At 70.7% G+C, this 21,103-nt stretch carries 19 protein-coding genes; 11 read left to right on the top strand and 8 right to left on the bottom strand.

The window, feature by feature from the left end:
• Window positions 1-109: 109 nt before the first annotated feature.
• A complete protein-coding gene (gene kynU / locus ACIBM5_RS27145) occupies window positions 110-1,405 on the bottom strand; it encodes a kynureninase (RefSeq protein WP_396009218.1) in 1,296 nt (431 codons plus the stop codon).
• A 23-nt stretch (window positions 1,406-1,428) separates the two neighbouring features.
• A complete protein-coding gene (locus tag ACIBM5_RS27140; protein WP_396009217.1) occupies window positions 1,429-2,304 on the bottom strand; it encodes a tryptophan 2,3-dioxygenase in 876 nt (291 codons plus the stop codon).
• 180 nt (window positions 2,305-2,484) lie between these two features.
• Here ACIBM5_RS27140 and ACIBM5_RS27135 point away from each other — a divergent pair, with 180 nt between their 5' ends.
• The 5 genes from ACIBM5_RS27135 to ACIBM5_RS27115 all read left to right on the top strand — a co-directional run bounded on the left by ACIBM5_RS27135 (window position 2,485) and on the right by ACIBM5_RS27115 (window position 5,492).
• On the top strand, window positions 2,485-2,937 hold the full coding sequence (locus ACIBM5_RS27135; RefSeq protein WP_020554915.1) for an Lrp/AsnC family transcriptional regulator: 453 nt from the start codon (window positions 2,485-2,487) through the stop codon (window positions 2,935-2,937).
• 11 nt (window positions 2,938-2,948) lie between these two features.
• Entirely contained in the window at window positions 2,949-3,122 is a 174-nt protein-coding gene (locus ACIBM5_RS27130; protein WP_396009216.1) for a hypothetical protein, read from the top strand.
• Window positions 3,119-3,586, top strand: a complete 468-nt coding sequence (locus ACIBM5_RS27125; protein WP_396009215.1) for a RidA family protein — start codon at window positions 3,119-3,121, stop codon at window positions 3,584-3,586. Before ACIBM5_RS27130 ends, ACIBM5_RS27125 begins: the two co-directional genes overlap by 4 nt.
• A 114-nt stretch (window positions 3,587-3,700) precedes the next feature.
• On the top strand, window positions 3,701-4,576 hold the full coding sequence (locus tag ACIBM5_RS27120) for an NUDIX hydrolase (RefSeq protein ID WP_396009214.1): 876 nt from the start codon (window positions 3,701-3,703) through the stop codon (window positions 4,574-4,576).
• Between the two features lie 82 nt (window positions 4,577-4,658).
• Window positions 4,659-5,492 carry an MBL fold metallo-hydrolase gene (locus ACIBM5_RS27115; RefSeq protein WP_396009213.1) on the top strand — a complete coding sequence of 278 codons (834 nt, stop codon included), beginning with the start codon at window positions 4,659-4,661 and terminating at the stop codon, window positions 5,490-5,492.
• Window positions 5,493-5,556: 64 nt separating this feature from the next.
• Here the strand turns inward: ACIBM5_RS27115 and ACIBM5_RS27110 are convergent, their stop codons facing one another.
• Window positions 5,557-6,231, bottom strand: coding sequence for a Crp/Fnr family transcriptional regulator (locus tag ACIBM5_RS27110; protein ID WP_020554920.1), 675 nt, complete (start codon window positions 6,229-6,231; stop codon window positions 5,557-5,559).
• Window positions 6,232-6,448: 217 nt separating this feature from the next.
• Between ACIBM5_RS27110 and nth the strand changes: the two genes are divergently transcribed.
• The 4 genes from nth (at window position 6,449) to ACIBM5_RS27090 (ending at window position 10,196) form a co-directional block, all read left to right on the top strand.
• Window positions 6,449-7,363, top strand: coding sequence for an endonuclease III (gene nth / locus ACIBM5_RS27105; protein ID WP_396009212.1), 915 nt, complete (start codon window positions 6,449-6,451; stop codon window positions 7,361-7,363).
• On the top strand, window positions 7,360-8,094 hold the full coding sequence (locus ACIBM5_RS27100) for an NUDIX hydrolase (protein WP_391586351.1): 735 nt from the start codon (window positions 7,360-7,362) through the stop codon (window positions 8,092-8,094). The genes nth and ACIBM5_RS27100 overlap by 4 nt, the downstream gene beginning before the upstream one ends.
• A gap of 150 nt (window positions 8,095-8,244) precedes the next feature.
• Entirely contained in the window at window positions 8,245-9,429 is a 1,185-nt protein-coding gene (locus tag ACIBM5_RS27095; RefSeq protein ID WP_396009210.1) for a MarP family serine protease, read from the top strand.
• Window positions 9,430-9,509: 80 nt separating this feature from the next.
• The gene (locus ACIBM5_RS27090) at window positions 9,510-10,196 is read left to right on the top strand and encodes a metal-dependent hydrolase (protein WP_396009209.1); all 687 of its coding nucleotides are present in this window, start codon (window positions 9,510-9,512) and stop codon (window positions 10,194-10,196) included.
• Between the two features lie 478 nt (window positions 10,197-10,674).
• Here the strand turns inward: ACIBM5_RS27090 and ACIBM5_RS27085 are convergent, their stop codons facing one another.
• The 5 genes from ACIBM5_RS27085 to ACIBM5_RS27065 form a co-directional block, all read right to left on the bottom strand.
• Window positions 10,675-11,595, bottom strand: a complete 921-nt coding sequence (locus ACIBM5_RS27085; RefSeq protein WP_391586354.1) for an alpha/beta fold hydrolase — start codon at window positions 11,593-11,595, stop codon at window positions 10,675-10,677.
• A gap of 71 nt (window positions 11,596-11,666) precedes the next feature.
• Window positions 11,667-12,086, bottom strand: a complete 420-nt coding sequence (locus ACIBM5_RS27080; RefSeq protein ID WP_391586355.1) for a phage holin family protein — start codon at window positions 12,084-12,086, stop codon at window positions 11,667-11,669.
• Window positions 12,087-12,196: 110 nt separating this feature from the next.
• On the bottom strand, window positions 12,197-13,519 hold the full coding sequence (gene nhaA / locus ACIBM5_RS27075; protein WP_396009208.1) for a Na+/H+ antiporter NhaA: 1,323 nt from the start codon (window positions 13,517-13,519) through the stop codon (window positions 12,197-12,199).
• A gap of 263 nt (window positions 13,520-13,782) precedes the next feature.
• Window positions 13,783-15,066: a hypothetical protein gene (locus ACIBM5_RS27070; protein WP_396009274.1), complete on the bottom strand. Its 1,284-nt coding sequence runs from the start codon at window positions 15,064-15,066 to the stop codon at window positions 13,783-13,785.
• 262 nt (window positions 15,067-15,328) lie between these two features.
• Complete coding sequence (locus ACIBM5_RS27065; RefSeq protein WP_396009207.1) at window positions 15,329-16,330, bottom strand: sulfite exporter TauE/SafE family protein; 1,002 nt, start codon at window positions 16,328-16,330, stop codon at window positions 15,329-15,331.
• Between the two features lie 245 nt (window positions 16,331-16,575).
• Here ACIBM5_RS27065 and ACIBM5_RS27060 point away from each other — a divergent pair, with 245 nt between their 5' ends.
• Both ACIBM5_RS27060 and acs read left to right on the top strand, forming a co-directional pair.
• Entirely contained in the window at window positions 16,576-18,924 is a 2,349-nt protein-coding gene (locus tag ACIBM5_RS27060) for a SulP family inorganic anion transporter (RefSeq protein ID WP_396009206.1), read from the top strand.
• Between the two features lie 148 nt (window positions 18,925-19,072).
• Window positions 19,073-21,061 (top strand): acetate--CoA ligase, encoded by a 1,989-nt coding sequence (gene acs / locus ACIBM5_RS27055; protein WP_391586360.1) that lies wholly within the window; start codon window positions 19,073-19,075, stop codon window positions 21,059-21,061.
• The last annotated feature ends 42 nt before the right edge of the window (window positions 21,062-21,103 follow it).

The raw sequence follows: 21,103 nt of genomic DNA, 5'->3' as shown, positions 1-21,103 counted from the left end.
GCAGCCGAGGCGTTACCGGATCCGTGTGACCGCGCACCCAAACTCACGAGTCGAGCCTAACCACCCGGTCCCCGCCGGGTCGGAGGTGATCCCCCAGGGGTGACCCGCGTCACGTCACCGTCGCCCGAACGGCGTAGCGCGCGTCCAGGTACGCCCCCGTCTCCAGGATGTCGCCGAGGATGCGCGCGGACTCGACCACGTCGGCGTAACCGACGTAGAGCGGGTTGAAGCCGAAGCGCAGCACGTCCGGCGGGCGAACGTCGCCGATCACACCCCGATCGATCAGCGCCGCCATCACCGCGTGCGGCTCCGGGTGGCGCACCGCGACCTGGCTGCCGCGCCGGGCGTGCTCGATCGGGGTCAGCGTCTCCAGGCCCAGGTCGGTGACGCACGCGATGAACAGGTCGGTCAGCGCCAGGCCCTTGTCCCGCACGGCCGTCATCGACACGTCGTCGTACGCGCCCAGGGCGGCTTCGAGCGCGAGCATGGACAACAGCGGCGGGGTGCCGATCCGGGCCCGCTCGATGCTCGGCGCGGGTGTGTAGCCGGGCTCCATCCCGAACGGGTTCGCGTGCCCCTGCCAGCCGGTCAGCGCGGGTTCGAAGCCGGCGATGTGCCGCTCGGCCACATAGATGAAGGCCGGTGCGCCGGGTCCGCCGGACAGGTACTTGTAGCCGCACCCGACGGCCAGGTCGACGTCGTGCGCGTCCAGGTCGATCGGGAGGGCGCCCGCGGAGTGGCACACGTCCCACATCGCCAGCGCGCCGGCGGCGTGCGCGGCGGCGGTCAGGCCGGGCAGGTCGCGCAGTTCGCCGCTGCGGTAGTCGACGTGGTTGTACGCGATCACCGCGATCGCGGCGCCGTCCGTCCGCAGCACCTCCGCGACCTCGCCGACCGGCACCCGACGCACCTCGGCGCCGAGCAGCCTGGCGATCGAGTCGGCCAGGTAGAGGTCGGTGGGGAAGCTGTCCGGGTCGGCCAGCACCACGGTCCGTCCCGGACGCAGCCGCAAGGCCGCGGCGATCGCGTTGAAGATCTGCACCGAGGTCGAGTCGCCGCACATCACCCGGCCGGGCGCGGCGCCGATCAGCGTGCCGATCCGGTCGCCGATCCGGGCGGGCGCACCCCACCAGTCGTTGGCGTTCCAGGAGCGGATCAGGTCGGTGCCCCACTGGCGGTGCACCGCGTCGTTCAGCGCCTCGGGCACGGCGGCCGGCAGTGCGCCGAGCGAGTTGCCGTCGAGGTAGATCACACCGGCAGGCAGCAGGAAACGCTCGCGCACGTGCGCCAGCGGGTCGGCCGCGTCCAGCTTTGCGGCTTCGGTGACCCGATCGGCCGCGAGGCGACCGGTCGGAAACAGGACTGACGAATCGTCAGTGGCCGTGTTCGACAAGGAATCGGACATGCTTCACCCATCTTTCGATGAACTCAGATCTTCGATGGTTCGACCAAGGTGCGCATGGTCCACAACTCGGGAAAAACGCGCACACGTACGGTCTGTTCCAACCAAGACGCTCCGGCCGAGCCACCCGTGCCCGGCCGATTTCCCAGCGCTCGCAGTGTGGCGGCCAGGTGCCGCTCGCGCCAGCGGGTCCAGCGCTCGGAGATGTCGGTGAGCACCTCGCCGAGGTCGACCAGGTCGGGAACGGCGTCGCCGTACGCGCGCGCCCATGCGCGCTCGACGTCCTCGGACGGAACGTACGGCCGGCTCGGATCCGCGACCTGCCCCGGGGAGTACAGGCCGCGGCGGGCGAGCACGCCCAGCGCGTGGTCGTACAGGCTCGGCGCACGCAACGAGCGGGCCAGCTCGGCGTGCACGTCCGGGGAGCCGGTGTAGGGCCGCAGCACGCCCGCGCGCTTGATGCCGAGCAGGAACTCCAGGTGCCGGTACAGGTGCGACTGGAAGCCGGACGCCTCGCCGAGCGCCTCGCGGAACGCGCCGAACTCGCCGGGGGTGAGCGTGGCGAGCAGGTCCCAGGTGGACACCAGCACGTCCAACTCGTGGATGCTGCGCCGCAGCGTGCCGATCGCGCCGGGCACGTCGTCCGCGTGCAGTCGCTCGCCCGCGATCGTCCACTCGTGCCGCAGCAGCGCGAACAGCAGTTCCATCACCTGGGAGGAGATCAGGAAGGACAACTCGGCGGGCACGTCGGTGCGGGTGCGCTGGAGGGCGAGCAGCCGGTCGAGTTGCACGTAGTCCGCGTAGGGCGGCGCGACCGCGGCGGCGAAGTGCTCGCGCGGTCCGGCCATCGGGCACCCGCCGTCCGCCGGATCGGCGCGGGGCGTTCGTTCGTCGACCGTCATCGCAGACCACCTCTCCGGCCCGTCCCGCCGGTGCGCCGGAAGGGCCGGTCGGGGAGTGCCCATATGGAATCGTGCGACCATTCGGTTGGGAATGGCTGTCGAGCATCCGAAGGGCCGTTTCGGTTTACGCTCGCAACGTATCGGAGGGCATCTCCTCACGATCGTCAACGGAGGGTGCGCATGGACGCGATCGACCGCAGATTGCTCGCCGAACTGCAGCGCGACGCCCGGGTCTCGCTCAACGAGCTGTCCCGACGGATCAACCTCTCCGCGCCCGCGGTGGCCACCCGGGTGCGCCGGCTCGAACACGCCGGCGTGATCACCGGCTACCACGCGCACGTGGACCCGGCGGCGGCCGGTCGCGGTGTGGTGGCACTGGTCCGGATGAATTGTTACGGCCCCGGCTGCCTGCTGCGCCGGGACGCGGACACCGTGCGCGAATGGCCCGAGGTGCTCCAGGTGCACCGGGTCACCGGTGACGCGTGCTGCCTGCTGATGGTCGCGGTCGCCACCATGGCGGACTTCCAGGTCCTGATCGACCGGCTCGCCGAGCACGGGAAACCGTCCAGCACGATGGTGTTGTCCTCGCCGGTGGCGTGGCGCCCCGTCGAGCCGCCCGACGTGTCCGTCTAAAGTCTGCACACATGACGAAGTGGGAATACGTGACGGTCCCCCTGCTGGTGCACGCGACCAAGCAGATCCTGGACAACTGGGGCGACGACGGCTGGGAGCTGGTGCAGGTGGTGCCGGGACCCAACCCGGAGAGCCTGGTGGCCTACATGAAGCGCGCGAAGCAGAAGGCGGTGACGGCCGAGTGAGCGAGGTACACCCCGAACAGCGGATCACCGAGCTGGGTCTGACCCTGCCCGGAGTGGTGCCCCCGGTCGCCGCCTACGTGCCGGCGATCCGCACCGGCAACTACATCCACACCTCCGGCCAGTTGCCGATGATCGAGGGCAAGCTGCCCGCGACCGGCAAGGTCGGCGCCGAGGTCACCCCCGAGGAGGCCAAGCAGCTCGCCCGGCAGTGCGCGCTGAACGCGCTCGCGGCGGTCAAGGCCGAGCTCGGCGACCTGTCGCTGGTGCGCCGGGTGGTCAAGGTGGTCGGCTTCGTGGCCAGCGCGCCGGACTTCACCGGTCAGCCCGGTGTCATCAACGGCGCCAGCGAACTGCTCGGCGAGGTCTTCGGCGAGGCCGGACGGCACGCCCGCAGCGCGGTCGGCGTGGCCGTGCTGCCGCTGGACGCCCCGGTCGAGGTGGAGATCCTCGTCGAGGTGATCTGAGCGGACCGCCCATGCGGCCACCGTGGTGATCGGACCTGCCCCTTTCGGGTCGGGTCCGATCGTTTTCGGGGGTGAGGGGTGGAACTTGACTCGGTCAGGCGTACGATCCGGCGCATGGTCGAAACGGGGAGTACGCAAGCCGGAAACGCCCAGTCGGGCATGCCCGCGTCCTGGGCCGAGCGGGCCCGCGCGATCATCGCCGGCGAGGCGGAGCCGGTCGCCCCGCGCCGTGCGGCCACCGTGGTGCTGCTGCGCGACCGCCCCGGGGGCGCCGAGGCGTACCTGCTCCGTCGGCACACCACGATGAAGTTCGCGGCCGGGATGTACGCGTTCCCCGGCGGCGGCGTCGACCCGCGGGACGCGGACCACTCGGTGGCCTGGGCTGGACCCGAGCCGGACGCCTGGGCCGAGCGGCTGGGCACCGACGCGGCCGAGGCCCGCGCGATCGTCTGCGCGGCCGTGCGCGAGACCTTCGAGGAGTCCGGCGTGCTGCTCGCCGGGCCCGACCCGACCACGATCGTCTCGGACACCACCGGCGCGGACTGGGAGGCGGACCGCGCGGCCCTGGTGGCGCGCGAGCAGACGATGACCGAGTTCCTGGAGCGCCGCGACCTGGTCCTGCGTTCCGACCTGCTGGGCGCGTGGGCGCGCTGGATCACCCCGGAGTTCGAGGACCGGCGCTACGACACGTGGTTCTTCGTCGCGGCCCTGCCCACCGGCCAGCGCACCCGGGACGTCTCCGGCGAGGCCGACCGGGTCACCTGGGCCCGGCCCGCCGACGCGCTGAAGCAACACCGGGCGCAGGACATGGCGATGTTGCCGCCCACCATCGACACGTTGCGCCACCTGGCGGAGCTCGCCGACCCGGCGGCGGCGCTGGCCGCCGCGGCGGACCGGAAGATCGCTCCGATCATGGCGCAGGGCCGCTTCGAGGGAGACCGCCTCGTGCTCGAATGGCCCGGCATCGCCGACCCGTTCGGTCTGCGCTGAGGCTCCACCGACGACCCGGCTGGTCCGCGGACCCCCACCGGACCGGTCCCGGGCAACCGAGGTACAGGCACTGAGGTACAGGATGGCGACCATGAACGCACAGCCCCTGCCCGGCAACCCCCGCCCGACCATCGGTGGGCCGGCGAGCCCCCGGGTGACCTGTCTGCTCGCGCCGAACCCGAGCGCGATGTCGCTGGACGGCACCAACACGTGGATCGTCGCCGAGCCCGGCTCGGACACCGCCGTGGTGATCGACCCGGGACCCGACGACGAGGGCCACCTGCGCGCGATCGTCGCCGCGGTCGAGGCCGAGGGCCGCCGGGTGGGCCGTATCCTGCTCACCCACGGCCACCCGGACCACTCGGCGGGCGTGGCCGGCCTCAAGGCACTCACCAACGCCGTCGTGCACGCGGTCGACCCGCAGTGGCGCTACGGCGGCGAGGGGCTGGTGGACGGCCGGGTGATCGACGACGGCGGGCTGGATCTGCGGGTGCTGGCCACGCCCGGCCATTCGGGTGACTCGGTGTGCTTCCTGGTGGCCGCGGACCGCTTCGTGATCACCGGCGACACCGTGCTCGGCCGCGGCACCACGGTGGTGGCGCACCCCGACGGCCGACTCGGCGACTACCTGGACTCGCTGCGCCGGTTGCGCGCGCTCGTCGACTCCGGCGAGATCACCGCCGTACTGCCCGCGCACGGTCCGATCCTGGACGACGCGGCGGGCGTGCTCGACTTCTACCTGGCGCACCGGGCGGCCCGGCTGGCCCAGGTGCAGGCCGCGGTCGCAGCCGGCGACAAGACCGCCCAGGACGTCGTGGAGCGGGTCTACGCGGACGTGGACCGAGGACTGTGGTGGGCCGCCGAGATGTCGGTCCGGGCCCAGCTGGACTACCTGGCCGAGCACCCGGAGGCCTGAGGCACACGCCGGAACACGACGCGGGGCCCGCCGACGGCGGGCCCCGCGTCGTGTTCGCGAGGTGTCAGCGGGAGCGGCGCGACAACCGCTCGACGTCCATCAGGACCACCGCACGCGCCTCCAGCCGCAGCCAACCCCGGCTCGCGAAGTCGGCCAGCGCCTTGTTGACGGTCTCCCGCGAGGCGCCGACCAGCTGGGCCAGCTCTTCCTGGGTGAGGTCGTGCGCGACGTGGATGCCCTCGTCTGCCGGCACCCCGAAGCGGCGGGACAGGTCCAGCAGGGCCTTGGCCACCCGGCCGGGGACGTCGGAGAAGACCAGGTCGCCCAGGCTCTCGTTGGTCCGCCGCAGCCGACGGGCTATCGCCCGAAGGAGTGCCGCGGCGACCTTGGGCCGACCGGTCAGCCAGGGCTGCAGGTCGGAGTGGCCCAGGCCGAGCAGCCGCACGTCGGTGAGCGCGGTCGCGGTCGCCGTACGCGGTCCGGGGTCGAACAGCGACAGCTCGCCGAACATCTCGCCCGGGCCGAGCACCGCGAGCATGTTCTCGCGACCGTCGTTGGAGCTGCGGTGCAGCTTGATCTTGCCCTCGATCACCACGTACAGGCGGTCACCCGGGTCACCCTCGTGGAAGAGCGAGTCCCCGCGCTCGAGCGCGACCTCCGTCATGGAGGCCCGCAGCTCGGCGGCGTCCTCATCTTCGAGCGCCGCGAACAGCGGAGCCCGCTGCAAAACGTCGTCCACGAGGTTCCTCCTAGGCCGGCCTGGTCGACACCAATGAAGCCGAGCGGTCAAACAGTGCGATCGGTCACAGTCTGACGCACCGGTACCCGCAATCATCACGCGGGGTGGCCTGGATCACGAACGGGCGGATCCACAGTAACCGGACATGTCGCTCCTGTGATCAAGCGTGTGCGGACTGCTCGACCGTAGTCCCCGCACATCTGCGTACTCTGGCCGGGTGTCGAGCAACGTGACGGAGCCCGCACCGCGCAGGCCGCGGGCAGCCGCGAAGGTCGTGAAGTCCACAAAAGCCGTGAAGGGCGAGTCCCATCTCGCTCTGGTGCGCCGTGCGCGCCGGATCAATCGCGAACTGGGTGAGATATACCCGGGTGCGCACTGTGAACTCGACTACGGCGACGCCTTTCAGCTCCTGGTCGCCGTGGTGTTGTCCGCGCAGACCACCGACCGGCGGGTCAACACGGTCACCCCGGCGCTGTTCGCCCGCTTCCCCGACGCCGCCGCGATCGCCGCCGCGGAGCCGGCCGAGTTGGAGGCGATCATTCAGCCGACCGGGTTCTTCCGGGCCAAGACCCGCTCGGTCCAGGGTCTGGCCCAGGCGCTCCTGGAGCGCTACGACGGCGAGGTGCCGGGCAGGCTCGCCGACCTGGTCACCCTGCCGGGAGTGGGACGCAAGACCGCCCACGTGGTGCTCGGCGAGGTCTTCGACGTCCCCGGTATCACCGTCGACACCCACTTCGGCCGACTGGCCCGGCGCTTCGGCTGGACGAAGGACGAGGATCCGGTCAAGGTCGAGAAGGAGGTCGCGGCGCTGTTCCCGCGCAAGGACCTGACCCTGCTCTCGCACCGGGTGATTTTCCACGGCCGCCGGGTGTGCCACGCCCGTCGCCCGGCCTGCGGGGCGTGCGCGATCGCCCCCCTGTGTCCGGCGTACGGCGAGGGCGAGACGGATCCGATCAAGGCCAAGGCGCTGCTCAAGTACGAGATGGCCGGGCAGCCCGGCCAACGGCTCAAGCCGCCGGCCCTGCCGGTGCTGGCCGTGCCGGTCGACGCGGCGACGAACGCACCGAAGGACGAAGCGGCGCAGAACGCACCGCAGGACGGCGCACCGAAAGACGAGGGGGACGCCGGGTGACTCAGACCGGGACCGGGATCCAGACCTGGGCCGAAGCCGATCTGCCGGAATGGCTGCGCCCGGTCGCGCGCGCCGCCGAGTCGATCAGCCCCGAACAACTGAGCCGCTTCCTGCCCCCGGCCGAGGGTGGTCGGCGCTCCGCGGTGCTGATGTTGTTCGGCGAGGGGCCCGACGGCCCGGATCTGCTGCTGCTCCAGCGCGCCGCGACGCTGCGCTCGCACGCGGGCCAGCCCGCGTTCCCCGGCGGCTCGGTGGACCCGGGCGACGACGGCCCGGAGGGGACCGCGCTGCGCGAGGCCCAGGAGGAGGTCGGGCTCGACCCCGCCGGCGTGCGGATCTTCGGCCGGTTGCCGGATCTGTACATCCCGGTGAGCGACTTCGTGGTCACCCCCGTGCTCGCGTGGTGGCATCGCGAGAGCGAGGTGGCCCCCGGGGCGCCCGAGGAGGTCGCGCGGGTGCTGCGGGTGTCGATCGCCGATCTCGCGGATCCGGCCAACCGGGCCCGGCTGCGCCACCCCGGCGGTCACCTGGGCCCCGCGTTCCTGGTGCACGACCTGGTGGTCTGGGGCTTCACCGCGGGGCTGATCGACCGGGTGCTGCACTACACCGGCTGGGAACGGCCGTGGGACGAACGGCGCGAGGTGACGCTGTCCGAGACCGAGGCCCGGTTGGCCCGGCGCGGCTTCGATCGCTACGAGGAGACCGCCTCCGAACCCGAGGTCCGGGACTGATCCGGCCGGTCGCCCTCGGCCGGCCGCCGCGTCCGGTGCCGCGGCGGGGCTGACGGGGCGTCAATACCGCCCTGTACAGCCGTGTCACCGGTGTTCGACGAACCGGCACGGCTGCGGACAGCGCAGGCTCGTACATGAGAACGTGAGCGCGTGAATGTCCTGGACCTGTTGCTGCTCGCCGCCGCGGTGGCCTTCGCCATCTCCGGATACCGGCAGGGCTTCATCGTCGGCGTGCTCTCGTTCCTGGGCTTCATCGGCGGCGGCGTGTTCGGCATGTGGCTCGTGCCCTCGCTGCTCAACCGCTTCGAGCCGGGTCTGGGCCCCTCGATCGCGGCGATCTGCGTCGTGCTCGTGCTGGCCACCGCGCTCCAGGCGCTGACCACCGCGGCGGGCAACCGGCTTCGCCGTCGGCTCACTTGGCGCCCGGCGCGGCTGGTGGACGCGGCCGGCGGCTCGATCGTGAGCGTCTGCGCGCTGCTGATCGTGGTGTGGCTGATCGGATCCTCGGTCGCGGGCGCCTCGATGCCCACCATCTCGCGCGAGGTGCGCTCGTCCCAGGTGCTGGGCGGGGTGCAGAAGGTGTTGCCGCAGGGCGCCGACACGTGGTTCTCCTCGTTCGGCAACCTGCTCGACCGCAACGGCTTCCCGCAGGTGTTCAGTCCGTTCGTGCGCGAGGACATCCCGCAGGTCCCGCCGCCGGACCCCAAGCTGCTGTCGATGCCCGCCGTCCAGGAGACCCGGGACAGCATCGTCAAGATCGTCGGAACCGCGAAGAGTTGCGGGAAGGTGATCGAGGGCTCCGGCTTCGTCTACGCCCCGCAGCGGGTGATGACGAACGCCCACGTCGTCGGCGGCGTCAAGAAGCCGACCCTGCAGATCGGCGGCGAAGGCCGCGAGTATCAGGCCGAGGTCGTGCTCTACGACTGGAAGCGCGACATCGCGGTGCTCAAGGTGCCCGGCCTCAAGGCCACCCCGTTGCAGTTCGAACCGAAGGTGGAGAGCGGCGCGGACGCGATCGTGGTCGGCTTCCCGGAGAACGGCGCCTTCCATGTCGAACCCGCCCGGGTGCGCGCCCGGATCCAGGCCGGCGGGCCGGACATCTACAAGCGCGGCACGGTCAGCCGCGATGTGTACTCGCTGTACGCCAAGGTCCGCCAGGGCAACTCCGGCGGGCCGCTGATCTCACCGGGCGGCAAGGTCGCCGGGGTGATCTTCGCCAAGTCGCTCGACGACGAGTCCACCGGGTATGCGCTCACCGTCGAGGAGGTCCGCGCCGACGCCGAGGCGGGCGCGGTCGCCGATCGCCCGGTCGATACCCAGAGCTGCGCCATGTGACGCATGTTCGAAGCCTGTTCGGGCAGATGTGCGAGCAGCGCCGCGATGTGGTGGGGCAACCGGCAGGGTGGGGTGGGGGAATGCTCGGGCATTCGCATGCGGTCAGCGGGGCACTGGTGTTCGCCGCGACGGCGCCGTTCCTACCGCAACACCTGTGGCACAACCACCTGTCCGGGTCCGAGATCGTGATCGGCACGCTTTTGACCGCAGGTGCGGCCCTGTTGCCCGACCTCGATCACCACAACGGCACGATCGCCAACTTCCTGGGCCCCGTCTCGCGCGCGCTGTGCACGGGTGTGGCCAAGGTCTCCGGCGGACATCGGCACGCGACCCACTCGATCGCCTTCGTGGTGCTGGCCGGACTGCTGACCTGGCAGGGCGTGGAGCACCTGGGTCGGCCGTTCACCCTGACCATGGTCTTCCTGCTGCTCGCGCTGGCGTTGCGGGCGTTGAACCTGTGTCCGCCGGGCAAGGGCCTGGCGTCCTGGATCACCATCGTCGCGCTCGCCGGCGGCGGCACGGCCGTGGTCGACCACTGGATGCCGGCGGCTCCCGACTGGCTGCCCATGGTGGTCGTGCTCGGCTGCATCGCGCACCTGCTCGGCGACTTCCTCACCAAGCAGGGGATACCGCTGTTCTGGCCGTTGGGCACCCGCTTCGAGGTGGCGATCGTCAGCCGGACCGGGAATCGCATGGAGACGCTCGTCCTGGTGCCGGTGATGATGATCGCCACCGTCGCGCTTTTGTGGTTCGGCGCATTCGCCTGAAAACGAAAAGACGAATCGATCGGTGAATGCGAAGAAGGCGCCCGCGGGAAAGCGGTGGCGTGACGCGGCCCGGTGTCGGGCCGCGTCGATGCGTCAGCGCGGGAAGCGCAGCCGCAGAGTCAACCATCGTGCTCGTCGGCGCAATATCCCCATCAGCCCCGGGACATGATCCCCCCGGTCGGCAACCGCGCCGACCGGCGCCCCTCGCGTGTGTTCGAACCCGTGAGTGCCAGTGGTGCCGATCTCAACCATGAGGGTCTCTGCCGTCTCCGACCGGGTGTCCCCGGCCCCCGCCGCCATGCTCGGAGCGTTGTACGTCCGGCTCATACGGGGGCGCCTACCCGGGTCGCCGACGGCGTAATCGCACCGCTTGGGCGGGCCGGAAATGGCTCCCGAACACTACCGGGACGATCTGTACGGAAGTGTCGGATATCCCCGGCAAGATCACACAAGAAAAGGCCGGAACCATTGTAAAACTTCAGCGTTCGGGTTCCGGATCTTTCAGCCAGCCCAGGAGTTCCTCGGTGAACGTCGCGGGTTGTTCCTCATGCGGGAAGTGGCCCACGCCCTCGAGCAACCGCCAGCGGTAGGGCGCCTCCACGTAGCGCCCGGAGCCCGCCGCGGTGCGGGGCAGGATCACCGGGTCGAGGGCGCCGTGCAGGTGCAGCGTGGGCACCTCGACGGGTGCCTTCATCCGGGCCGAGTACTGAATCCCGTCCGGTCGCGGGATCGAGCGGATCAGCCAGCGGTAGTGCTCCGCCGCACAGTGCGCCGTTCCGGGCACGAGCATCGCCTGCCGGTAGCGCGCGATCGACTCGTCGTCCGGCCGGCCCGGCGCCGACCACGCGCGCACCATGTCGCCGACCATGGCCGCGTCGTCGCGGATCAACTGCCGCTCGGGCACCCACGGCCGCTGGAAGCCGAAGATGTGCGAACTCGCCGCCATCTGGTGCCGATCGGTCAGCAGCGCCCCGCGCAGCCGCCGGGGGTGCGGCATCGACACCGCGACCAGCCGGCGGACCACCTTGGGCCGCAAGACCGCGGCGGTCCAGCCCAGATAGGCGCCCAGGTCGTGACCGACCACGATCGCGTCCGGCTCGCCCAGCGAGCGGATCACCCCGGTCACGTCCAGGGCCAGGGTGATCGGGTCGTAGCCGCGCGGGGTGCGGTCGCTGCCGCCGTATCCGCGCAGATCCAGCGCGACCGCGCGGTAGCCGGCCCGGGCCAGCACCGGCATCTGATGCCGCCACGCCCACCAGAACTGCGGGAAGCCGTGCAGCAAGAGCACGACCGGGCCCTCGCCCATCTCGGCGATGTGGAACCGCGCGCCGTTGGCGGCGATGTCGCGGTGTGTCCAGGGCCCGGCCACGTTGACCACGGTGCTCTCGGGAACCGTCATGCCGAGCAGCGTCGCACACTCGCGATCGCACTCTTGTTTCCGCGTCGGTTCGGGCAGCCCGTGCCGCCGGCTCAGCCGACGTTCTTGAGCGTGGTGACCGTGTCCCGGGTCGTGGTGATCGTCCGCTCCGGCGCCCGAACCTTCTTGAACGACTTGACGCCGTAGAACGCGAGAGCCCCCGCGAGCAGGAGATAGAAGCCGCCGACGATCAGGAAGCTCCACGCCACGCCGAGACCGAGAGCGTGGATCCCGTACACGATCGCGAAGCTCAGGAAGACGAACGCGAACACGCCGATGAAGGCCGCCGCGCCGAACGCGCCGCCACCCTTCGCCACGTTGACCACGCTGACCTTGACCTCGCTCTTGGCGAGCGCGATCTCACTGCGCACCAGCGTGGACATGTCTCGGCTGGCCGACGAGAAGAGCTCGCCGAGGGAACGTTGTGCGTCGACGGGCACGTCCTGGGCCGGGGACCTGTCGGTGCCTGCCATGGTCACTCCTTGTACGGGTACGGATAATCCGACCCCGATCATGCCCTGCTGCGGGGATTCGTATCCACTGGGGCGCGTCGTACGAGTGTTTCGGATGGGAAACGAAGCGGTCAGGAGTGCCCGAGCTTCCCGTCGCGCAGTCGATCGGCCTCCGCTTGATAGACGTCCGGAATGCCGTCGCCGTCGTCGTCGCGATTCTCCTCGGCGCACAACCGGGCATACGTGTTGTTCCTTATCCGCAGCACGATCGACGCCGCGATGGCCGCCAGCACCGAACCCACCAGCACCGCGGCCTTGGCCTGTTCGGTCAGCGTCGGGTCGTCGGTGAAGGCGAGTTCGCCGATCAACAGCGAGACCGTGAAGCCGATGCCGGCCAGCATCGACATGCCGAACACGTCCCACCACGCGAGGTCGTCGCTGAGTTGGGCCCGGGTGAACCGGGCGACCAGCCAGGTGCCCGCGAAGATGCCGACCGTCTTGCCCGCGATCAGCCCGATCATGATGCCGAGCGTGGGCCGCTGGGTGAACACGTCGGCGAGCACCGGGCCGGAGACCGCGACGCCCGCGGAGAACAGCGCGAAGATCGGCACCGCCAGGCCGGCGGAGAGCGGACGGATCAGGTGCTCGACGTGCTCGGCCGGCGAGGTCCGCTCGTCGCGGTCGGGAAGTACGCGCATCAACAGGCCCATCGCGACGCCCGCGACCGTGGCATGCACCCCGCTCTCGTGCATCAGCGCCCAGATCACCAGGGCGAGCGGTACGTACCACCACCAGCCGCGCACCCGAAAGCGCTGGAGCAGGGCGAAGACCACCAGCAGGGCGAACGCCGCGGCCAGGGCGAGGAAGTTCACCGAATCGGTGAAGAAGATCGCGATGATCAGGATCGCGCCGAGGTCGTCGACCACGGCGAGGGTCAGCAGGAACGAACGCAGCGCCGAGGGCAGGTTGGTGCCGATCACGGCGAGGACGGCCAGGGCGAAGGCGATGTCGGTCGCGGTGGGGATCGCCCAGCCGTCGGGCGAGCCGCCGCCCGCGTTCACCGCGAAGTAGAACAGCGCGGGTGTGAGCATTCCGCACGCGGCGGCCACCACCGGCAGCACCGCCTGGGCGGGATCGCGCAGGTCGCCGACCACGAGTTCGCGCTTGAGTTCGATGCCGGCGACGAAGAAGAACACCGCGAGCAGCCCGTCCGCGGCCCAAGTGCCCAGCGACAGATTCAGGTTGATCGCCTCGGGGCCGATCCGGAAGTCGCGCAGGTCGTAATACGCCTCGCTCCACCCGGTGTTCGCCCAGATCACCGCGACCACCGCCGCGATCAGCAACAGCGCGCCGCCGACCGTTTCGGTGCGCAGCGCGTCGGCGATGAAATTCCGCTCGGCCAGGGTGGACGGACGCCGAAAGAATTTGTTGCGCGGTGCGGACTCGGCACCCACGGGACCTCCAGGTCGGCTGCGGCTCGCAGGCGTATACCGCCCTGCGAAAACGACAAAACAGCGCCGACCAGACTTCCCGGCATGCCTCCCGAGGGGAGGCCCACGACATGGGGTGTGAAATCCGACCCCGATCGCCGTAAGTATATCGATAATGTGCGCGGCCCGGCGGAACCGACCGGTACCGGCGGCGGCACACCGGCAACGCAAGGGCCCCGTACCGAAGATGTCCTCGATACGGGGCCCGCGTGGATCCGGCCGGTCGCTCAGTCCTGGCGGCGCGGCAGCACCGCGTTGTCCGGGGCGGACAACGAGCGGTTCGCGGCGGGCTTGTTCGGGGACTGCGCGGACGCGTTGACGATCGTGTTCCAGTCGGCCACGGTCTGCCCGACGCCCAGACCCTGGAGCTTGGTGATCACCGCGGGGTCCTGACCCTCGAGCCAGTCGGTGAGCTGACGGAAGGTCACACACCGTACGTCGGACTTCGTGCAGACCGAGGTCACCGTGTCCCGGACGGCGTTCATGTAGATGCCGCCGTTCCAGTCCTCGAAGTGATTGCCGATGAACAACGGCGCGCGGTTGGTGGTATAGGCGCGCTGGAATCCGTTCATGTAGAACTCGTGGGCCTCTTTCTCCCACGCGTCCTTCTTCGACGGGTCGAACTTTCCGTGCTGCGCTTCCTGCTCGTACATGATGTTGTAATCCATGGAGAGCTGCGACTTGTTCGGGCTTCCCGGCCACGGCAGCGACTGGAGCGGGAAGTCCCAAATGCCGGTCTCCTTGCCGCGCTTGGGCCACACCTGGAGACCACCCGGGGAACTCGCGTCGTAGCGGAAACCCATTTCCTTGGCGGCCCGCATCAGATTCGACTGGCCCTCCAGGCACGGGGCCCGGCCGCCGATGAGTTCCTTGCCCGGGGCGTAGTCGAACGGCAGCGGCGGAAGGTCGGCGTACCCGGTGTTGGTCTTCCAGTTCTGGACGAACTTGACCGCCTGTTCGGTTTCGTTCTTCCAGTCCGCGGGGCTCCAGGTCTTGCCGCTCGTGGCGCTGTTGCAGAAGTGCCCGTTGAAGTGCGTGCCGATCTCGTTGCCCTTGAGCCAGACCTCACGCATCTGGATGATCGTGTTGCGCACCGTTTCGTCCGACATGAAGTTGATGTCGGACGCGCCGGCCGCGTGCTTCGGGCCGGTGTACATGGCCTTCTTCGCCTTCGGGAGCACGTAGATACCGCTCAGGAAGTACGTCATCTGGGCCTTGTTCGCCTCGGACAGCTTCGAGAATTCCGAGACCAGCTTGTTTCCGTCCTCGGCCGCGCCATCCCAGGAGAACACGACGAACTGCGGCGGTTTCTCGCCCGGCTTGAGCTTCTCCACCTTGGGCTGGTTCGGCTGCGGGCCGGTATCGGCCGTCGAGCCGTCGCCGATCGGCTTGACCGGACCTCTCGGTTTGTCCGATTCCTTGCCCGGAGCGCTCGGATTTCCGTTGCCAGGGTTCTTTGCAGAGGAGTTGCCGGAATCTTTCCCGTCCTTTGCGAAAACCACGAAACCGATAGCGGCCAGGACTGCGACAACGACGAGCACCGCAGCGCCGCGGACAGTTCGCACAGTTCACCTCTTCCCATGGACATGCCGGACCGGGCTGTATTCCCTATCGATACATACGCACGCCGGGGTCACCCGGTTGCGTGCGTGCCCGGACCGCTTCCCGGCGTACCCGAGTCGGGACGCATCGGATCACCCGGGGAGCGTGAGCGCGGACACATCACCGTACGGGGAGTGAGGCCCCGGAAGCGATCCGGGCCGCGTGCGGCGCTCAGGGGTCGGCCCGGAACTCGATCCGTCCGCTGTACATGCCCATCGAACAGGTCCAGGTGAGGGTGCCGGCGTGCGGTGTGCCCAGGTCGATCCCGGTCTCCCCGGTCGCCGGCAGCACCCGCTGCAGGTCCCGGGAGGGCAGCACGAAGCCCCGGGTGCAACCGGTGGTGTGGTCGGTGCGCAACACCAGGACAGTGCGCACGCCCGCCCGGGCCGGCGCGCGCGCCGGGCGGTAGCCGTGGTTCTCGACCCGGATGGTGACCCGTTGCACGCCGTCGGCGCCCGTGCTCGCCGCCGCGTGGTCCACGGCGCCCGCCGCGGCCGGGGTCCACCAGCCGCCCAGGCGCAGTCCGGAGGCGATCGTCCACGCGGCCACCGCGAGCACCAACAGGCCCAGCAGCGCGGTCGGTCGGCCGCGCAGGACCCGTCCGGAGGAGCCGACCAGCAGGCCCAGCGCGGCGAACAGCGGGAGGGTTCCGAGCACGAAGCCGGTCAGTACGGCGGCTCCGCCGAACGCGTTTCCCGAGGTCACCGCGATCAGTTCGACGCCCAGGGTGACCCCGCACGGCACCAGCACGGTGGCGGCGCCCAGCAGCAGCGGGCCACGCCCGGGGCCGCGGGACGAGGCGCGCGGCAGCAGTCTGCCGACCCCGGGCACGCCGAGCATCGACAGGCCGAAGAGCACCATCAGCGCGCCCGCCAGAAGCAGCAGGAACGCGCGTATGCCGGGCGTGGGTTGGATCGCCCCGCCGAGCAGTCCGAGCAGGGCCCCCAGGACGGCGTGTGCGGCCAGTTTGGCGCCCAGGAACGCGGCCAGTGCCCGGGGAAGCAGGCCGCGCGGCGATGTGGTCGCGCAGTCGCCGGCCGGGGCCGGGCACGGGCGGACGGCGCCGGCGAGCAGGCCGCCCTGGACCGCCGCGCAGGAGGCGCCGCCCGCGACGAACCCCGCACCGAGCCCGGTCGCGAACAGCGTGAGCACCTGCACGGAACCACCCCCCACTCCGGGGAGGTTACGGGCCATCACGCACGGTGTGGAAGCTTCTCGCCCCGAAACACCCGTTTCACCCGTGTGGGTGCATATTTTACGTTCCGAAAAGGATAGCCTTACTGTGACGAGGTAAATACTTAGAGTTAACTTGGCCTTATCCGGCCCGGAACTCTCGTTCGACTCGCGCGCGCCGCCATCCCTGCGGCAGCCATGCCCGCCATGACATGACTGACATGACTGACCCGGAGGACACGGACATGCCCGTTGCCCCTGACACCACGCCCGCGCCGGTCTCCCGGGCGGCCACGCTGCGCGCGGATCTCGGCGCCTCGCTCGTGGTTTTCCTGGTCGCCGTGCCGCTATCGCTCGGCATCGCGCTCGCCGCCGGCGCCCCACTCGGCGCCGGCATCATCTCGGCCGTCGTCGGCGGCATCGTGGTCGGCCTGCTCGGTGGCGCACCGCTCCAGGTGAGCGGACCCACCGCGGGTCTGACCGTGATCGTCGCCGGCCTCGTGCAGACCTACGGCTGGCGGATGACCTGCCTGGTCACCGTCGGTGCCGGCCTGCTGCAGATCCTGCTCGGCCTGCTCCGGGTGGCCCGGGCCACCCTCGCCCTGTCGCCGGCCGTCGTGCACGGCGTCGTCGCGGGCATCGGCGTGGTGATCGCGCTGGCCCAGTTGCACGTGGTCCTGGGCGGCGCGCCGCAGCGTTCGGCCTGGGAGAACCTGCGCGAACTGCCCACCCAGGTGGGCAACCTGCGCGCTCCCACGGTCGCGGTCGGGGTGATCACCGTGGTCCTGCTGCTCGGTTGGCCGATGCTCGGCCGGCTGCCCGGGCGGTGGGCGGGCCTGGCCAAGGTGCCCGCGCCGCTGATCGCGGTCTCGCTCGCGACGGTGGCCGCGAGCGTCCTGCACCTGAACGTGGCCCGGGTGGACCTGTCCTCGATCGCCTTCGCCACGCCGGTGCTGCCGCCGGCGGGCGCGTGGGGCGCGATCGCGGTCGGTGTGGTCAGCGTGGCCCTGGTCTCCGGCATGGAGTCGCTGCTCTCGGCCGCCGCGGTCGACCGGCTGCACCACGGGCCGCGGGCCAAGCTCGATCGCGAACTGATCGGCCAGGGTGTGGGGAACGTGGTCTCCGGCGCGATCGGCGGCTACCCGGTCACCGGCGTGGCGATCCGCTCGGTGACCAACGTGCGGGCCGGTGCCCTCACCCGGGCCGCGACGATCCTGCACGGCGTGTGGGTGATGCTGTTCGTGGGCCTGCTCGGTGCGTTCGTCGAGCGCATCCCGCTCGCGGTGCTGGCCGCGCTGGTGATGGTGGTCGGCGTCCAGATGGTCAGCCTCGCGCACATCCGACACGTGCACCGGCATCGCGAATTCCCCGCCTACGCGGCCACCATCGCCGGGGTGATCCTGGCCGGCGTGCTCCAGGGCGTGCTGCTCGGCGTGGTGGTCGCGGTGCTCACCGCGCTGTACCGGCTCAGCCGCAGCACCGTGCGGGTGCATCCCGGCGACGGCGTGCTGCACGTCGAGGTGCACGGGTCGCTGACCTTCCTGTCGGTGCCGCGACTGTCCCGGGTGCTGGGCAAGTTGCCGCCGGGCGAGCACGTCGTGGTCGACATGACGGTGGACTACCTCGACCAGGCCGCGTTCGAGGCGGTGCACTCGTGGCGGGCGAGTTACCTCGCGCACGGTGGGCGGGTGGACATCGAGGAGATCCACGACGGTTGCTACGAGCGGGCGGCGGGCGGTTCGCCGGGCCCCGGGCGCTCCCGGCTGACCCCCTCGCCGCGCTGGTTCGCGCCGTGGTGGCACTGGCAGCGCGCCTGCCCGCGCGAGGACGGCACCGCGTCCCAGGCGCTGGTGGCGGGCGCGCGCGAGTTCCGGCAGCGCACCGCGCCCCTGGTCCAGCCGTTCCTGGAGCGGCTCGCACTGGAGGGGCAAAAGCCCGCGCAACTGTTCATCACGTGCGCCGATTCGCGGATCGTGCCGAACCTGATCACCGCGAGCGGCCCCGGCGACCTGTTCACCGTGCGCAACATCGGCAACCTGGTGCCGCGCGGCGAGGCCGGGTACACCGACCCGAACACGGCCGACGCCTCGGTGGGCGCGGCGATCGAGTACGCGGTGGCCGTGCTCGGCGTGCGCAGCATCACGGTGTGCGGGCATTCCGGTTGCGGCGCGATGGGCGCGCTGCTCGACAAGGTCGGCAAGGCCGGCGAGGCCGGGCCGGAGCAGGCCACCACGCCGCACCTCGATCGTTGGCTGCGCAACGGCGACGCGTCCATGGCGCGCTTCGCGGCGGGTCCCGCGCCGACCCTGACCGGTCATCGGGTGCCGCCGGTGGAGCAACTGTGCCTGACCAACGTGGTCCAGCAGTTGCACAACCTGCTCGACCACGCGGTGGTCGCCGAAGCGGTGGCCGCGGGCCGGCTCCGGCTGTTCGGGCTGTACTTCGACATCGCCTCCGCACAGCTGTACCTCTACGACGGCGTACGCGGCGATTTCGGGCCGGTGGACGCGGAGCGGGCCGAGTCCGGGGCGCTGCCGCCGGCCGTCGCGGCGGGCGCCGAAGATCACACTTTTCCGGCACTCAACGCGGGGTAGCCACCCCGTACGATCGCGCCGTCGGCCACGATGCGTCGTGGCCTGATAAGTGGTCTAAACCAATCGCGGTCCTCCTCTTGCCGGCTCGGGCCGGTCCCTGATGAGCTACGGCGGAAGGAACCGACCGCAGCAGCACGGAGGAGTACGCGTGAGCAACGCAGACCGGAACACCGGGGACAAGGCCCAAGAGGCACTGTCGAACCTGCTGCGCGAGGAGCGACGCTTCCCGCCCCCGCCGGCGCTCGCGGCCGCCGCCAACGTCAAGGCCGACGCGTACGAGCGCGCGTCGGCCGACCGGCTCGGCTTCTGGGCCGAGCAGGCCCGGCGGCTGGACTGGGCGGTGGAGCCGCAGGAGACGCTGGACTGGTCGACGCCGCCGTTCGCGAAGTGGTTCGCCGACGGCAAGCTCAACGTGGCCTACAACTGCGTCGACCGGCACGTCGAGGCGGGCAACGGCGACCGGGTGGCGATTCACTTCGAGGGCGAGCCGGGCGACACCCGCACGTTGACCTACGCCGACCTCAAGCGCGAGGTGTCCAAGGCGGCCAACGCGCTGACCGCGCTGGGCGTCGAGGCGGGCGACCGGGTCGCGATCTACCTGCCGATGATCCCCGAGGCGGTGATCTCGATGCTGGCGTGCGCGCGCATCGGCGCCCCGCACTCGGTCGTCTTCGGCGGCTTCTCGGCGGACGCGGTGTCCTCACGTGTCAACGACAACGACGCGCGGATCGTGATCACCGCCGACGGCGGCTACCGCCGCGGCAAGCCCTCCGCGCTCAAGCCGGCCATCGACGAGGCGCTGGCGTCCTGCCCGGACGTGCGCAACGTGCTCGTGGTGCGCCGCACCGGCGGCGACGTCGCGTGGACCGAGGGTCGCGACATCTGGTGGCACGACCTGGTCGACGCGCAGTCCGAGGAGCACGAGCCGCAGGCGTTCGACGCCGAGCACCCGCTGTTCATCCTGTACACGTCGGGCACCACGGGGAAGCCGAAGGGCATCCTGCACACCTCCGGCGGTTACCTGACCCAGGCGAGCTACACCCACAACGCGGTGTTCGACCTCAAGCCCGAGACCGACGTGTACTGGTGCACGGCCGACATCGGCTGGGTCACCGGGCACTCGTACATCACCTACGGCCCGCTCTCCAACGGCGCCACCCAGGTCATGTACGAGGGCACGCCGGACTCGCCGCACCAGGGCCGCTGGTGGGAGATCGTGGCCAAGTACGGGGTCACCATCCTGTACACCGCGCCCACCGCGATCCGCACCTGCATGAAGTGGGGCGACGACATCCCGGCGAAGTTCGACCTGTCCTCGCTGCGCATCCTGGGCAGCGTCGGCGAGCCGATCAACCCCGAGGCGTGGATCTGGTACCGCGAACACATCGGCGCCGGGAAGACCCCGATCGTCGACACGTGGTGGCAGACCGAGACCGGCGCGATCATGATCAGCCCGCTCCCGGGCGTCACCTCGACCAAGCCGGGTTCCGCGCAGCGCGCGCTGCCGGGCATCTCGGCCAAGGTCGTCGACGACACCGCGACCGAGGTGCCCGACGGCGGTGGCGGCTACCTGGTGCTCGACGAGCCGTGGCCGTCGATGCTGCGCACCATCTGGGGCGACGACCAGCGGTTCGAGGACACCTACTGGTCCCGCTTCGACGGGCTGTACTTCGCCGGCGACGGCGCCAAGAAGGACGAGGACGGCGACGTCTGGCTGCTCGGCCGGGTGGACGACGTGATGCTCGTCTCCGGCCACAACATCTCCACCACCGAGGTCGAGTCGGCGCTGGTCTCGCACGCCAAGGTCGCCGAGTCGGCCGTGGTGGGCGCGACCGACGCGACCACGGGCCAGGCCATCGTGGCCTTCGTGATCCTGCGCGGCTCGGCCGGCGACTCCTCCGACGAACTCGTCGCCGAGCTGCGCGAGCACGTCGGGCGGGTGCTCGGTCCGATCGCCAAGCCCAAGCGCATCCAGGTCGTCACCGAACTGCCCAAGACGCGCTCCGGGAAGATCATGCGCCGCCTGCTTCGGGACATGGCCGAGGGGCGCACGCTCGGCGACGTCACGACGCTGACCGACTCGTCGGTGATGGACCAGATCTCCGCGCAGCAGTCGTCGGCGGCGGCCGAGGACTGAGCCGGGTCGATCACCGGGCCCGGGCGGCCCGTCCCTTCGGGG

The organism is Embleya sp. NPDC050493 (assembly GCF_044458105.1).
Classification (GTDB): Bacteria; Actinomycetota; Actinomycetes; order Streptomycetales; family Streptomycetaceae; genus Embleya.
This window is presented reverse-complemented; position numbering and strand designations above follow the sequence as displayed.

Coding starts and splice junctions, on each gene's coding strand:
- kynU (WP_396009218.1), bottom strand. CDS start 1,405: ATGTCCGATTCCTTGTCGAACACGGCCACTGACGATTCGTCAGTCCTG.
- ACIBM5_RS27140 (WP_396009217.1), bottom strand. CDS start 2,304: ATGACGGTCGACGAACGAACGCCCCGCGCCGATCCGGCGGACGGCGGG.
- ACIBM5_RS27135 (WP_020554915.1), top strand. CDS start 2,485: ATGGACGCGATCGACCGCAGATTGCTCGCCGAACTGCAGCGCGACGCC.
- ACIBM5_RS27130 (WP_396009216.1), top strand. CDS start 2,949: ATGACGAAGTGGGAATACGTGACGGTCCCCCTGCTGGTGCACGCGACC.
- ACIBM5_RS27120 (WP_396009214.1), top strand. CDS start 3,701: ATGGTCGAAACGGGGAGTACGCAAGCCGGAAACGCCCAGTCGGGCATG.
- ACIBM5_RS27115 (WP_396009213.1), top strand. CDS start 4,659: ATGGCGACCATGAACGCACAGCCCCTGCCCGGCAACCCCCGCCCGACC.
- ACIBM5_RS27090 (WP_396009209.1), top strand. CDS start 9,510: ATGCTCGGGCATTCGCATGCGGTCAGCGGGGCACTGGTGTTCGCCGCG.
- ACIBM5_RS27085 (WP_391586354.1), bottom strand. CDS start 11,595: ATGACGGTTCCCGAGAGCACCGTGGTCAACGTGGCCGGGCCCTGGACA.
- ACIBM5_RS27080 (WP_391586355.1), bottom strand. CDS start 12,086: ATGGCAGGCACCGACAGGTCCCCGGCCCAGGACGTGCCCGTCGACGCA.
- ACIBM5_RS27060 (WP_396009206.1), top strand. CDS start 16,576: ATGCCCGTTGCCCCTGACACCACGCCCGCGCCGGTCTCCCGGGCGGCC.